This window comes from Pseudomonas sp. OA65, from assembly GCF_017498305.1.
GTDB lineage: Bacteria > Pseudomonadota > Gammaproteobacteria > Pseudomonadales > Pseudomonadaceae > Aquipseudomonas > Aquipseudomonas zanjanensis.
The window spans coordinates 1-14,769 of the sequence record NZ_JAGDEZ010000071.1 but is presented as its reverse complement, the minus strand read 5'-3'; the positions used below and the strand labels follow the sequence as shown (position 1 = coordinate 14,769).

Sequence of the window (14,769 nt, the reverse complement as noted above, 5' to 3'; positions counted from 1 at the left end):
GACGACACCAGCCTGACACACCGCGGCGCCTGGCCTTGGGGCCGCTGCGCAGCCCAGCGGGAGCAAGCTCCCTCGCCACAACAGCCGTTCAACTGTGTGTCAGGGGCTGTCGATCGTTTCCTCGCTCCTGCGTGGGAATGTCGCCAGGGACGCTCCGAGGTTCCACTACTTCAAAAACTAAACTCTCCATCCGTGAGCACACCCGGACGTCCAGCAAGATGAAGGCCGTTTTTGTGGCGAGGGAGCTTGCTCCCGCTGGGCGCGAAGCGCCCCCCATGAAGCTGCCCACATCAACCTGACACACCGTGGCGCCTGGCCTTGGGGCTGCTGCGCAGCCCAGCGGGAGCAAGCTCCCTCGCCACAACAGCCGTTCAGCCGTGTGTCAGGGGCTGTCGATCGTTCCCTCGCTCCTGCGTGGGACATGGGGAGGTCCGTATCCAGGGAAAAACTGCGAAGCTTTTCTCATCTCTTTGGTCCGGAGTAAATTTTTATCGCACGAGAATGGTCGAACCCGGTCGCATAAATGTCAGCTCTGTGATCCAGTCCACTCTCCCATCGCCGTAACGCCCCGAAACGCTGCACCGACGTATACAAGGAATGCCCGATGCCCCCACGCTCCGTCCCCGCTTCAACCGCTAACCTGCCGCAAGGCACCGGTTTCGTCCGGGTGCGCGGCGCTCGAGAACACAACCTCAAGAACGTCGACATGGACATCCCCCGCGATGCCCTGGTGGTGTTCACCGGCGTGTCGGGCTCCGGCAAGTCGTCGCTGGCCTTCTCCACGCTCTACGCCGAAGCCCAGCGTCGCTACTTCGAGTCCGTCGCACCCTATGCGCGGCGCCTGATCGACCAGGTGGGCGTGCCTGACGTGGACAGCATCGAAGGCCTGCCCCCGGCCGTTGCCTTGCAGCAACAGCGCGGCACACCCAGCGCACGCTCATCGGTGGGCAGCGTCACCACCCTGTCGAGCCTGATTCGAATGCTGTACTCCCGCGCCGGCAGCTACCCGGCCAACCAACCGATGCTCTACGCCGAGGACTTCTCGCCCAACACCCCGCAGGGCGCCTGCCAGGAATGCCACGGCCTGGGCCGAGTCTACGAAGTGACTGAAGCCTCCATGGTGCCGGACCCATCGCTGACCATCCGCGAGCGCGCCGTGGCCGCCTGGCCCATGGCCTGGCAAGGCCAGAACCTGCGGGACATCCTCGTAACCCTGGGCTATGACGTCGACATCCCCTGGCGCGACCTGCCGAAAAAGCAACGGGACTGGATTCTTTTCACCGAAGAAACCCCGACCGTTCCGGTGTACGCCGGACTGACCCCGGCCCAGACTCGCGAAGCACTCAAGCGCAAGCTAGAACCCAGCTACCAAGGCACCTTCAGCGGCGCCCGGCGCTACCTGCTGCACACTTTCATGCATTCGCAAAGCGCGCAGATGCGCAAACGCGTGGCTCAATACATGCGCGCCAGCCCCTGCCCCGTGTGCGAAGGCAAGCGCCTCAAACGCCAGGCGCTAACCGTGACCTTTGCCGGCCTGGACATCGCCGAGCTGTCGCACTTGCCGTTGCTCGAACTGGCCGAGGTACTCAAGCGCGTCTTGGCGCCCGACTACCTTGAACAGGCCGACGAAACGGGAGAGGTCCTCAGCCACCGGCAAACCCGGGAGGCCCGCGAGCAACGCGCTGCCAGGGGCGAGAACCCCCACGCCGGTGGACCGGACGCCCGCCACACCCCCAACCTTTCCCTGGAAAAACGCCTGGCCGCCCAGCGCATCGCCGCCGAGCTGCTGGAACGGATCACCACCCTCATCGACCTGGGCCTTGGCTACCTCGCCCTGGAACGCAGCACGCCGACGCTTTCCTCCGGCGAATTACAACGCCTGCGCCTGGCAACCCAGCTCAATTCCCAGTTGTTCGGGGTGATCTACGTGCTGGACGAACCCTCCGCCGGCCTGCACCCGGCCGACAGCGAAGCGTTGTTCGGCGCCCTGCAACGCCTCAAGGCAGCAGGCAATTCGGTGTTTGTGGTCGAACACGACCTCGATACCATGCGCCGCGCCGACTGGCTCATCGACGTCGGCCCGGACGCTGGCGAACAAGGTGGCAAAATTCTCTACAGCGGCCCACCGGCCGGCCTTGGCCAAATAACCGAATCACGCACCCGCGCCTACCTGTTTGGCGAAGAACACGCCACGACACGCAGCCTGCGCGCACCCAAGGATTGGCTGCGCCTGGAAGGCATCACCCGCAACAACCTCGACAACCTGAGCGCGGCCTTCCCCTTGGGCTGCTTCACCGCCGTGACCGGCATCTCCGGCTCAGGTAAATCGAGCCTGGTCAGCCAGGCCCTGCTGGATCTGGTGGGCGCCCACCTGGGCCAGGCCAGCCCCAACGCCGAGCCCGACGAACAAAGCCTGGAGGACGAACCCGTGCAAACCAGCGTCGGACGCGTTACCGCCGGGCTCGATGCGGTCAAGCGGCTGGTCCAGGTAGATCAGAAACCCATCGGCCGCACCCCGCGTTCCAACCTCGCCACCTATACCGGGCTGTTCGATCATGTGCGCAAACTCTTCGCCGCCACGCCACAGGCGCAGGCGTTGGGATTCGACGCCGGGCGGTTTTCCTTCAACGTCGCCAAGGGTCGCTGCGAGACTTGCGAAGGTGAAGGTTTCGTCAGCGTCGAATTGTTGTTCATGCCCAGCGTGTACGCCCCCTGCCCCACTTGCCACGGTGCGCGCTACAACCCGCAGACCCTCGAGGTTCGCTGGCAGGGCCTGGACATATCCCAGGTCCTGCAACTGACCGTGAACCAGGCGCTCGAGGTGTTTGCCGAGCAAGCGGCGGCCAGGCGCTCGTTGCAAGTGCTGCAAGATATCGGACTGGGTTACCTGCGCCTGGGCCAACCGGCCACGGAGCTGTCCGGCGGCGAAGCCCAGCGGATCAAGCTGGCGACGGAACTGCAGCGCAAGGCCCGGGGCACGACGTTATATGTATTGGACGAGCCTACCAACGGGCTGCATCCCCAGGACGTGGATCGCTTGCTGGTGCAGTTGAACCGCTTGGTGGACGAAGGCCATACGGTGGTTGTGGTGGAGCATGACATGCGGGTAGTGGCGCAGAGTGACTGGGTCATCGACATTGGCCCGGGGGCTGGCACCCAGGGCGGAAAGGTGGTCGCTTGCGGGGCTCCGCAGACTGTGGCGAAGTCCCGGGAGAGTCGAACGGCAGGGTTCCTGAAAAGGGCTTTGCAGCGTGAAAAATAAAGGTTTTCCGATGTTTCTCGCTGTTGCGGAAAAGCTGTCTATACTGTCCCCAGTTAATCGTTTCAGTCGTCGTAATTAACTACAACCCCAGGGGCAAAGGGCTGAGGTTGCACTGGCAAGGACGCAAAATGATATCACCCCAGTTCAGAGAACAAACATTACACCGCGGGCTCAGGGATGATTATCGTGCTCTGAAGCGAACCCCGAAGAGTTGGACGCCCCCTCCCGATATTCCAACTTCCTTCGCAGCTCCGATAGCGGCCACAAAAAAACATGTGGATATCGGTGCTGGGGTTATAAAACTCCTCTACTCCGCTTGGCGAATATCAAGGTGACGTACCTGACTGCGTAAAGGTATTCACATTAATATTTTTCGAGCGCGCCCACTATGCTCAAGCCTATTCCAAGCCAGCTGTTCAATTTAATTCAAGAGGTGGAGAATAACATCCCAGGAAAAAGCCACGACGAGTACACCGAGATACTCGGCTGGATATTCTTGAAACTAGGCTTTGAAAAGTTTGCTTATGTTCATCTGGAGGCCGCGCCCTTCGATAACTCCAAAGTCTCCATCCACAGCAATTATCCCGCCGAATGGGTGGACACCTACCGCAAGAATTCACTGCACAAATCAGATCCGGTCATGGCCAACACAGCCATTACCGCCATGCCTTTTTTCTGGGATGAGATCCCACAAGAACTGGACAACAACCCGGAAATATTTGATCAGTCCGCGTCCTACGGCATCAAGCAAGGGTTCACCGTTCCGGTTCATGAGCCGGGCAGATCGTTCGGCTCTATTCATTTATCCTCGGAAGAGAATGATCCTGACTTCCCAACCATCGTCAGGGAGAACATGGTCATTATCCAGACGCTCAGCATTATCGCCAACCAGCACCGCCCGGTGGAGATCGGTGTAGAAAGCGCGCTCAAGCTATCGCCCAGGGAAATTGAATTCTTGCGTTGGCTTGCGCTTGGAAAAAACTATAAGGAAATTGGTTTGATCATGAATATCACTGAGCGAACAGTGAAATTTCATGCCAAGCAAATGACTGAAAAAATGGAGTGCACCAACGTCAAGCAAGCCATGTTCAAAGCGGCGCAGTTGAACCTCATCTGACATTTGTCGCCACTCAACTTCAACATCAGCTCGTATTCAGGCGAAATTCACCTGGGATGCGATATTGAAAAGCATGCCGCAAGCAAACAATCCAATCACCAGAGAAATGGCTCGATTTAAAAATCGTCCGGATACAATCGCGTGGAATTTCCGGCCACAAAAAGCACCCGCCGCGATCCACACTAGCCCTACCGGAAAAATAATCGCTGAAAATAGCAGAACGAATGACAGCCAGCTATCCAGCGACAGGAATGTTCCCGCGGGCGCAACGAAGGAAACAAAAAACAACCCTTTGGGATTTGTCAGCGTTGCCACGAATAAATCCGGGACGGTAATACCCGTCGTTGCGCCAGGCGCATGGTCTTTTACTGAGAACCAGAGTTTCAAGGAAATATAAAAGAGAAAACACACAGCGAAGATCTTGGTAGCGATCACCACCCACGAGTGGTCGGCCATCAGTAAGTCAATGAATACTCCCCACAGGGTCATCTGAATAACGTATGCCAACCATTCTGCTGCGACGAAGCGCATCGAAAGCGAATTGAACCCTCTACTTATACCAGCTTGCAACAACAATGAGTTCGTCGGTCCCGGAACCAACAACACGGTCAACAACGAAAGCGCAATATAATTCATAGCATCCATCCATATTCAGAAGCCGGTACGGCTAATTTTCAGGGTCAGATCGATCCGTCATCCTTCCACTGACTTCAGGCACAGCCAAATGAAGTCAGCACTTCAGTCATACGAGGTCAGACAACCAACTTAAATAGAGCAATCACACTAGACCACCATCAATGTGCCACACCACTTGATTCTACTCACCAATCGATAACTATCGAACTCACCTTCTATGAGTCAACCCACAAAAGAAGCCACCGAGCACACGAATAGATGACCCTTAGTTTACAGACGCCTGAGTTTATCTTAATGCGTCAATTTTTTGAACAACACAACATCAGTGACTTACAAGCAGAATTTTTAAAATCGTCAAAAAAACCAATAAAAAACATCTGTTTCACTTTACGTGAAACCCTTCGATTACCACCAGTTTGACATCATGCCGGACCTATACTTTTTTGGATGCGCAGCAATACAAATCCACAACTAACGAGTTCACCCATACTTATAAGCTACCGCGCCAGCACACCACCCCTAATTAGGCTACACACTCTATTAATCAAAGACTGTACTTTAGGACAGTTGAAATACCTTAGTGCAAAGTTAACAGTAGCTCCACCTGCAGCCAAGAAGTCGCACCCATGAATTACTCCTCGTGCACCTATGGATTTTCCGGCGTATCCACCCGTATCGTAAGCTACTCAAACATCCCCCTCGAAACCCTCGAACAAATATTGTCCATTCGAAAACTTGCCTTCATCGATCGAAAGAAGTGGGACATTGAAAGTTATCAAGGCAGCGATTATGAGTGGGATGAATACGACGACCCCGACGCACTCTATCTCTACGCCCATGAAAACGACCGCGTCACCGGCTGTGTTCGACTACGCCCCTCCAGCAAACCCACACTGATGAGTGGTTCCCTGAGCTTTATCCTACCCGCCGAAAAAACCAGAGCACGTTTGACTCACTGTTGGGAAGCCACGAGATTTGCACTTTCACCTAATAATTTTTCCACGAGAAAAACCACTCAAGCTAATGTAGACATTCGCACAGCGGCACTTTTCCTGTCAATGATTAAGTTTGCCCAACAACAAAAAATTCATACTTATGAAATTGTCGTTGACACCCTAATGGAAAAAATCCTGAAACGTTCTGGTTGGCCAATTGAAAGAATCAACAGCGCATTAGGCTCGAAGGGCGAACCGATCATTTACGGCACATTGCCATGCACTTTGAAAACTTATGAGGAGGTCCTCAGCAAAAACGCCATCCACCGAGCAACTGTACTTACCCACTCCCGCATGACACACCGCTCGTCAGATAAACTCCATAGATCCCTGGACTCTACCCAGCTACTCCCCGACCGAAACATTCCGGCAAAGATACCCATGCACACTGAGCTGCAGCTTTAATCAAATAATTGGATGATTTTGGAGAAAGGATGAACCTACAACGATTATTCCCGCACGTTGGTAAAGTCATTGCCAGTACAGGTAGCCGCCATTTCCCGCGCATGTTGCATGACTTGATACTTACGGAAATCCCCGTGGACGCCACACATATTACCGAGCAACGGATCGGCACCAGTAATATGTCAGAACCCAGCACTTCCAGCATAGGCTGCGTCGGCTTGGACAGCGCTTGTGTCGGTGACCTCATGGACACCCATAGCGCCAAGTCATTTTTCCTGGCCGACGACATTCTCTTTGAAGAGGCAACGGCACAAAAAATACCCAACTTTTCCCGATGCCTGCTTAAATACGAACGCACGGAAAAAGTGCCTACCCACAGCACAACAACCCAGTTACACCTGAGTACTCGGAAGAATGGCCGTCGTTATGTACTGTCCATCTACCGATCACCTCTTTCAAAAGGATTTACCGCACAAGAACATGCGTTACTGAAAGACTTTTCCTGTCTTTTATTGCCCATGGTCGAGGAGCACGTGGCGGCTCTTGTACCACCGGAGTCCACCCGGCAGGATCCATTTCTGGCATTGGACGCATCGGAAAATGGCGGTATGGAAGCACTGCGTCAACGCTTCGCTGATCGACTGCTTCTATCGGGATTGAGTTTGTCGTCTCGTGAAACGGAAGTGTGCGTGGGACTGCTGGCCGGACGCACCGCCCCCGAACTTGCCGAGCAACTGAATCTGAAAGTCAATACCGTTGAAAGTTATCTGAAGCGCGCCGCCATCAAGATGGGAATTGGCGGCCGTCGTTCGCTGATCCGCTGGATGCATTCGATGGATGCCACACCGGCGCACATGGAATGGAATGGTAATACCCCGATTCAACAAGCCGTATAAACCTCCCCCCAACAGTTGCTCGCTCACCGACCGAGTCGAGTACTTGTTGGGGGAATATCGTTTCCCCCTCATACCTCCTCCACCGCACCTCTCTCCATTGGCGATCGAGTGCGACGCTTCAACCATTCCAGCCCATCGTCCACGTAAGTGAAAATCACCGGCACCACCAGCAGGCTCAACAGCGTCGATGTCAGCAAGCCCCCCATGACCACCACCGCCATCGGCTGTCTGAAACTCGGGTCTTCACCCATTCCCATTGCGGTCGGCAACATCCCGGCACCCATCGCAACGGTTGTCATCAGGATCGGGCGGGCACGTTTGTGGCAAGCATCCACCAACGCATCGTATCGACCCAGACCGTAATCGCGACGAGCCACGATGGCGTACTCCACCAACAGAATGGAGTTTTTGGTCACGATGCCCATCAGCATCAACAAGCCGATGACCGAGGGCAGGGAAAAACTGAAATTACAGATCAGCAAGGCCAATAACGCGCCACCCAGCGAAAGCGGCAGTGCCGAAAGAATCGTGGCCGGTTGCAAGAAGTCGTGGAACAGCAACACCAGGACCGAATAGATACAAAACACGCCAATGGCCATGGCCAGGCTGAAGCTGGCGAACAGTTCCGTCATCAACTGCAGCTCGCCCTGCTCCACCCGTTTCACTTCGGCTGGCAAGTTGCGCATCACCGGCAGTTGGCGGGCCTCGGCCATGACCTCTCCCAGATTGCGACCATTGAGTTCGACAGATAGGGTGACATTGCGCAGGCGGTCCAGCCGGCTGATTTGCGCCGGCCCACTGCCCATGCCGATGTCACCCAATGAAGCCAAGGCGACCTGGCCGTCTCGACCGGTCACTCGCAATTGGCTGATCGCCTGCAAGTCGTCGCGCAGCAGCGAATCCATGCGCACCCGCACGTCCACCTGGCGCTGGGACAAATTGATCTTGCCCAGTTGCGAGGAGTATTCGCCATAAGTCGCCATGCGCAACGTATCGGCGATGTCCTGACTGGTGATGCCCAATTCCGCCGCCCGGGCAAAATCCGGCCGCATCTGGATCTCCGGTCGTTGCAAGGCGCTGCTGGACGAGACGTTGCCGATCCCGCGCAGCTCACGTAACTGGGGCTCAAGGGCGCTTGCCGTGCGCTCCAGCAGATCGCCGTCATCGCTGGCAAGGACGATATCGAGCTTCTCTCCGCTGCCATCGCCGCCAACGTTGAAGCGCACGCCCGGGAGCGTGCGCAACACCTGGCGCATCTGCGCTTCCACCTCCACTTGCTTGCGATCCCGTGCATCCCGCGGTGCAAGCTCCACGGTCAGGACCGCATCGCCAGCGCCGGTGATATCGGCAGGCCCCGAGCCGGAACTGCTGGCGGTCCCCACCGAGCTGAACACATGCATGACGTCAGGGAGCTCACGCAGCCGCTCGCTGGCCTGCAAGGCCATTGCGCTGGTGTGATCCAGCGTCGTTCCTGGCGGCAACTCCAAGGTGATTTTGCTGCGGCCGGTGTCCTGCGCTGGCAAGAAGCTAGTGGGCAGCAGCGGGACCAATGCCAGAGCCCCGACGAAGCACAGGCCGGCCAGGCCCATCGTAGTCTTGCGCCGAGTCAGGCTGGTCTGAATCCAGCCCAGGTAACGGGTCATCAAAGCGCTGTCATGGTCGGCTTCGTTCCTTGCCTTGAGGAAGTATGCCGCCATCATCGGCGTCAGCAGTCGCGCCACCAGCAGTGAGAACAGCAGCGCCACCGACGCTGTCACACCAAACTGGCGGAACAGCTTTCCGGCGATCCCCCCCATGAACGCCGTGGGCAGGAACACCGCGACCAGGGTGACCGTCGTGGCGAGCACCGCCAGGCCGATTTCATCCGCGGCCTCAGTGGCGGCCTGGCGCGGGGTCTTGCCCATGCGCAGGTGCCGCGCGATGTTCTCGATCTCGACGATGGCATCGTCCACCAGTACCCCGATGACCAACGCCAGGGCCAACAATGAAACGGCGTTGAGGGTGAACCCGGCCAGGTACATCACGCCGAAAGTGGGGATGATCGACAGCGGCAACGCCGTGGCGACGATGAGCGTGGCGCGCCAGTCCCGCAGGAACCACCAGACCACCAGCACCGCTAAAAGCATGCCTTCGTACAGCAAATTCATCGAGTCGTGATAGTTGGCGAGCACGGCCTTGACCGTGTCGCTGACCTCAACGATCTGCACATTGGGATGCTGTGCCTGGAACGTGGCCATGGCCTGTCGCACGTCATTGGCGACGCCGACATCGGAGAAACCCAGAGAACGCGTGACCTGGAAACCGATCACCGGCCGGCCATCGCGAAACGCCCGCGTGCTACGTTCGGCGTGGGTGTCACGAATGTCGGCCAACTGTCCCAGGGCAAGCAAGCGCCCATCGCCACTGGGAATATCGATAGCGCCGAGGGCCGCCGGATCATCAATGGCGCCCAAGGTGCGCATGGCTTGTTGACCGCTGCCCAGGTTGCCCTGGCCGCCGGAGTTGTCCTTCTGCATGGCCCGCAACTGGTTGGCGACGTCCGTGACGCGGATGCCCAGGCCCGCCATCAGCGCAGGATCGAGGTCGACCTGGATTTCCCGATCGACGCCGCCCGTGCGCGCGATCATGGCCACCCCGGGCACCGCCAGCAGCTGTTTGCTCAACTCATTGTCGACGAACCAGGACAAGGCTTCTTCATCCAGGTTGTCGGAGTCGATGACATAGGTCAGCAACGCCGAGGCGCTGGTGGTCAGCCGGGAAACCGACGGTGTATCCAAGCTCGCCGGCAGTTGCGCCATGGCACTGTCAACCGCGTTGCGCACTTCGTTGAGCGCCTCGTTGCCATCCTTGTCGATATCAAAACTGACGTTGATATTGACCGCACCATCGGTGATGGTCGTGGTCACGTGCTTGAGCAGGCGCAGGGACGTCAGCTTGTCCTCGATCTTGCGCGCCACTTCCGTTTCCAATTGCTCCGGGGCCGCACCTTCCAGCGAGGCGCTGATCACCACCACCGGCAGGACCATGTCCGGAAAGTCCTGGATGGCGAGCCTTTCAAAACCCGCCAAGCCAAAGAGCGTCAGCAAGATGAACAGCATGACGGCCGGGACCGGATGGCGGATCGACAAGGCTGAAATGTTCATGGCTGGGCGACCTGGGATTGAACGAGGGTCACGCTCGCGCCATCGTTGAGGAACGCACCGCCGGCACGCACGATGCGCGCAGGTTCATCGAGACCGCTGAGGATCTCCACGGCCTGATGCATGCGCCGACCGACCACCACTGGCCGCTGGACCACATGCATGTCGTCATTGAGCGTGAACACATAGGAGCGCCCGTCCCGCAGGATAACGGCCGTGTCCGGCACCGTGACGGCCTCCCGCGGCGCCAGTTCGATCTGGCCACTGGCATACATGCCGGCCTGGGCGGCGCTGTCGATTGGCAGGGAGACATAGATCAATCCCCGGCTGGTCTTGGTATTCAACGTGGGCGATACCAACCGCACCCGCCCTTCCAGGCTCTGGCCATCGGGTAACGTCATACGGGCGACCTGGCCAGGCTGCACTTGGGCCAGTTGACGGGCATCCAGCTCGGCCTGCCATTCGATGCGGCCGTCGCGCACCATGCGAAACAGCTCGTCGCCGGCGGACAGCACCTTGCCGAGCAGCGCCGTGCGCGCCGAAATGACGCCATCGTCGACGGCGACGATGCGTGTCTGTCCGAGCCGGATCCGCGTGCTCTGCAGTTCGGCTCGGGCACTGGCGAGATCGGCCTCGGCGAGCGCGACCTTGATTCGATAGTCTTCGCGTTGTTGTTCCGACAGCGCCCCGCCCTGTCCGACCACCCGGGCCCGACGATCATTGGAACGGGCCTGTTCCAGGTTGGCTTCAGCCTGGGCGAGGAGCGCCTTCTGTTTGTTTTCTTCGGCAACCACCGTTTCGCTGGCGAGCGTGGCCAGCAACTGCCCCTTCTTTACCCGGCTGCCTACATCGGCCTCGATACTGGCGATGCGCAGGTTACTGGTCTCGGCATTGATCACCGCTTCCTGCCAGGGTGCGAGCGCGCCAGTGGCAAACAACAATTGCGGCCAGACCTGGCGTTGCGCCTGGACGACTTCCACGCTCAAGCTGCTGACCCGGGGCGCGGCCTCGGCCGGCTCAGTGCCCCGGCGAAAATAGATCAACGCCACCACGAGCGCGCACACAACGATTGCCAACGCGTACTTGCCCGATCTCGACCTCACGCGCCGTCTCCGCTCAATGGGCGATTCCGCGCCAGCGGCTGGTCGGCTTGCCAGCCGCCTCCCAGCGCTTTGTACAGGGCAATCCAGTAGCGCACTTGATTCTGCTGCAAGGTGATCAATTCGATCTCGGCGGTCAGCGCCTGGCGGCGTGCGGTTTCCCGGTCCAGCAGGCTGACGTTGCCGGCCTGCCAACTGCGGTCGATGGCCTCGAAAGACTCCCGAAAGCCGGCGGTGGAACGCTCCACATCCGACTCCCGGCGACGAGCCGCATCGAGACGCACCAGTGCCTGCTCCACTTCCATCACACTAGTGCGCAAGGTCTGGCGGTAGACCGCGAGGGCTGCGTCATAGGAGGCCTTGGCCCCCTGCGCCGCCGCGCGACGCTTGCCACCGTCGAACAGCGGAATCGACAGTACCGGGCCCAATGACCAGGAGCGGTTGCGCTGGCCGACCATGGTGCCCACGGAAATCGTCCCGGAAAGACTCAAGCTCGGCAGGCGATCAGCCTGGGCGACACCAATCTCGGCATTCGCCGCTGCCAGCTCGCGTTCACTGGAAGCGACGTCCGGGCGCTGGCGCAGCAAGTCGGCCGGAATCTGTTGCACATTGAGTGCTGCCGGTTGCGGCAGTTGCGCCGGGGTGTGGCCGAGCACTTCCAGCAATCGACGTTCATCGCTGCCTGTCAGCGCCACCAGGCTCTTGAGCAGCACCTGGCATTCGCTCTGCTGTTGGACCAGGGTCGCGGCGCTGCTGGCGGCACTGGCATCGGCCAGCGCTGCGTCGGCGGAGGACGTGAAGCCCGCCCCGAACGACTGGCGCGTCATGCGTGCAGTGTCTTGTTGTGACTGGGCCTGGTCACGGTAGGCCAGTGCCAACTTCTGGCAGCCCCGGTATTGCACGTAGTAATCACCGACTTGGGCCGCCAGGGAAACCCGCGCGTCATGCCAGTCATCTACCCGTGCTTCGACGCGGGAGCTGGCCGCTTCATTGTTGCGGCGCAACTTGCCGAACAGATCGAGTTCCCAAGCGGCATCCATCGTGGCCGAGGAACCTGAGCCCCCCAGGCGTTCAGAACCGGTCTGCTGCCCGCCTCGACCACCGGACAACCTGCCATCGAACTTGGGCAAGGCATCGGCGGCGTCACTGTCGGCGGTCGCACGGGCCAGGGAAATATTGGCCCACGCCTGGTCCATGGACGGGCTATCGGCTTCGGCCAGACGCAACAGTTCGGCCAACGCCGGGTCATCGAATTGCTGCCACCAGTCAGTCAACCCGGCCACGGACGCACCATGTGGCAGCGGTGCCTGCCACTGGGCGGCAATCGGAACGTCTGGCACCCGATAGTCAGGGCCCAATACGCAACCACTCAAGGCCACCGCACACAGTGTCACCCACAATATTCTTCCTGGGGGATTGATGGCAGGCATAGGGTTCTCAAAGGGCGTCAAAGGTGAAGACAGCAAGGCACCCGGCTCCGGCGTAACTCAGGGAGGTGGCAGATAATTGATGATGGCTTGGTGAGGTTCGTGTGGCAGGTATTTAACCCCGCGCCCGTTCCGATGTCTGGCGTGGAAATTGGGGACAGCTGCCGGCAGGAAAACTCGCGATAACGGCGGGGGCCTGTTGAAATGAGCTCGACTTGCCAAGTAATGGCTGCACTTGCTGTCGAGCAGCAACCGCCCCCGCTCGGTTCACTTTCCATAGCCAATGGATGATCGAATATGGAAGCACTCACTTACCTCGAAAACATCGAGTCGAACGCACGCACCTATGCGCAGACTTTCCAGCGACTGTTCGTCAGCGGCAAAGGCATGCGTATCAAGGACGCCAGCGGCCAGGAATTTCTCGATTGCCTGTCGAACGCCGGGACACTGGCCCTGGGGCACAACCCGCCCGAAGTCCGGGACGCGGTGATGCGCTTCCTCGACAGCGATCATCTGCAGCAGGCATTGGACTTGGCCACGCCGGCCAAGCATGCGTTCGTGCAGGAACTGTTCTCGATGCTGCCGGCGCAAATGCGTGACACCAGCAAGATTCTCTTCTGCGGACCCAGCGGTTCGGATGCGGTCGAGGCCGCCATCAAGTTGGCCCGCCACTACACCAAGCGCTCGCCCTTGATGGCGTTCCACGGCGGCTATCATGGAATGACGGCCGGCGCATTGTCGGCGATGGGCAAGCTGTCACCCAAATCCGGCGATGGATTGATCGCCCAAGGCACGCACTTCCTGCCCTTTCCCTATCGGTTTCGATGCCCGTTCGGCACGAATGGCGAGCACACCGATCAACTGTCCATCGACTACATCCGCACCGTCCTCTCAGACCCCGAAGGCGGCGTCGCCAAGCCGGCGGCGGTCATCGTCGAGGTGGTGCAAGGCGAAGGCGGTTGCATCCCGGCCTCGGCCAACTGGCTGCGGGCCCTGCGGGAAATCACCTTCGAGCAGAACATCTTGCTGATCGTCGACGAAGTCCAGACCGGCCTGGGGCGCACCGGCAGCACCTTCGCCATCGAGCACGCCGGCATCGTCCCCGACATCCTGGTGCTGTCCAAAGCCATCGGCGGTGGCTACCCCTTGGCGGTGATCGTGTATGCCGAACATCTGGATACCTGGGGGCCAGGCATGCATGCGGGGACTTTTCGCGGCAATCAGGTGGCGATGGTTGCCGGCGCCGCCACCATGCAGCAAATCCGCAGAGACCATCTCGTCGCCCATGCCGCGCGAATGGGCGAGCGCCTGGAGAGCGGCCTGCAGGACATCGCTCGGCGTTGTCCGTTCATCGGCGACATCCGTGGGCGCGGGTTGATGATCGGCGTGGAAATCACCCAGCCGGCAGACAATCAGCGCGCCGGCCAGGCTGACGGCGCACGTGCACACGCCATCAAGCTCAACTGCTTCGACAATGGCTTGATGATGGAAACCGGCGGGCGCCATGGCGCAGTGCTCCGGTTCCTGCCGCCCCTGACCATCACCGAGACCGAGGTCGGCATGGTGCTGGACCGCTTCGAACAGGCGGTGAGGAAGGTTGGCGAAACACGCTCCCATGTAGCACGCGTCGCGGTATAAGGCGCCAGGCACAATTCCTGTGGCGAGGGAGCTTGCTCCCGCTGGGTCGCGAAGCGGCCCCTACACAGTTGGCTCCATCAACCAGACGGACCGAGCTGCCAGGGTTTAGGGCCGCTTCGCAGCCCAGCGGGAGCAAGCTCCCTCGCCACAGGT

Annotated in this window: 9 protein-coding genes; 5 read left to right on the top strand and 4 right to left on the bottom strand. The window is 59.3% G+C overall.

Annotation, left to right across the window (positions count from 1 at the left end; genetic code table 11):
• Positions 1 to 604 precede the first annotated feature (604 nt).
• A complete protein-coding gene (locus J3361_RS28715; RefSeq protein WP_207967371.1) occupies positions 605 to 3,262 on the top strand; it encodes an excinuclease ABC subunit UvrA in 2,658 nt (885 codons plus the stop codon).
• Between the two features lie 388 nt (positions 3,263 to 3,650).
• Complete coding sequence (locus J3361_RS28710; protein WP_207967370.1) at positions 3,651 to 4,379, top strand: LuxR family transcriptional regulator; 729 nt, start codon at positions 3,651 to 3,653, stop codon at positions 4,377 to 4,379.
• A 36-nt stretch (positions 4,380 to 4,415) separates the two neighbouring features.
• Here J3361_RS28710 and J3361_RS28705 read toward each other — a convergent pair whose 3' ends face one another.
• Positions 4,416 to 5,015 (bottom strand): LysE family transporter, encoded by a 600-nt coding sequence (locus J3361_RS28705; protein ID WP_207967369.1) that lies wholly within the window; start codon positions 5,013 to 5,015, stop codon positions 4,416 to 4,418.
• 626 nt (positions 5,016 to 5,641) lie between these two features.
• On the opposite strand from J3361_RS28705, the gene J3361_RS28700 reads away from it, so the two are divergent.
• Together J3361_RS28700 and J3361_RS28695 are read left to right on the top strand one after the other, a co-directional pair.
• Positions 5,642 to 6,415, top strand: coding sequence for an acyl-homoserine-lactone synthase (locus J3361_RS28700; protein ID WP_207967368.1), 774 nt, complete (start codon positions 5,642 to 5,644; stop codon positions 6,413 to 6,415).
• Positions 6,416 to 6,444: 29 nt separating this feature from the next.
• Positions 6,445 to 7,311: a helix-turn-helix transcriptional regulator gene (locus tag J3361_RS28695; RefSeq protein WP_207967367.1), complete on the top strand. Its 867-nt coding sequence runs from the start codon at positions 6,445 to 6,447 to the stop codon at positions 7,309 to 7,311.
• Positions 7,312 to 7,379: 68 nt separating this feature from the next.
• Here the strand turns inward: J3361_RS28695 and J3361_RS28690 are convergent, their stop codons facing one another.
• From J3361_RS28690 to J3361_RS28680, 3 genes are read right to left on the bottom strand one after another with little or no spacing between them, the layout of a single operon-like run.
• Positions 7,380 to 10,454: an efflux RND transporter permease subunit gene (locus J3361_RS28690; protein ID WP_207967366.1), complete on the bottom strand. Its 3,075-nt coding sequence runs from the start codon at positions 10,452 to 10,454 to the stop codon at positions 7,380 to 7,382.
• Positions 10,451 to 11,503 (bottom strand): efflux RND transporter periplasmic adaptor subunit, encoded by a 1,053-nt coding sequence (locus tag J3361_RS28685; protein ID WP_347709648.1) that lies wholly within the window; start codon positions 11,501 to 11,503, stop codon positions 10,451 to 10,453. The genes J3361_RS28690 and J3361_RS28685 overlap by 4 nt, the downstream gene beginning before the upstream one ends.
• A gap of 47 nt (positions 11,504 to 11,550) precedes the next feature.
• Positions 11,551 to 12,981 carry an efflux transporter outer membrane subunit gene (locus tag J3361_RS28680; protein ID WP_207967365.1) on the bottom strand — a complete coding sequence of 477 codons (1,431 nt, stop codon included), beginning with the start codon at positions 12,979 to 12,981 and terminating at the stop codon, positions 11,551 to 11,553.
• A 294-nt stretch (positions 12,982 to 13,275) separates the two neighbouring features.
• Here J3361_RS28680 and J3361_RS28675 point away from each other — a divergent pair, with 294 nt between their 5' ends.
• Positions 13,276 to 14,616, top strand: a complete 1,341-nt coding sequence (locus tag J3361_RS28675) for a diaminobutyrate--2-oxoglutarate transaminase family protein (protein WP_207967364.1) — start codon at positions 13,276 to 13,278, stop codon at positions 14,614 to 14,616.
• Positions 14,617 to 14,769 lie beyond the last annotated feature (153 nt).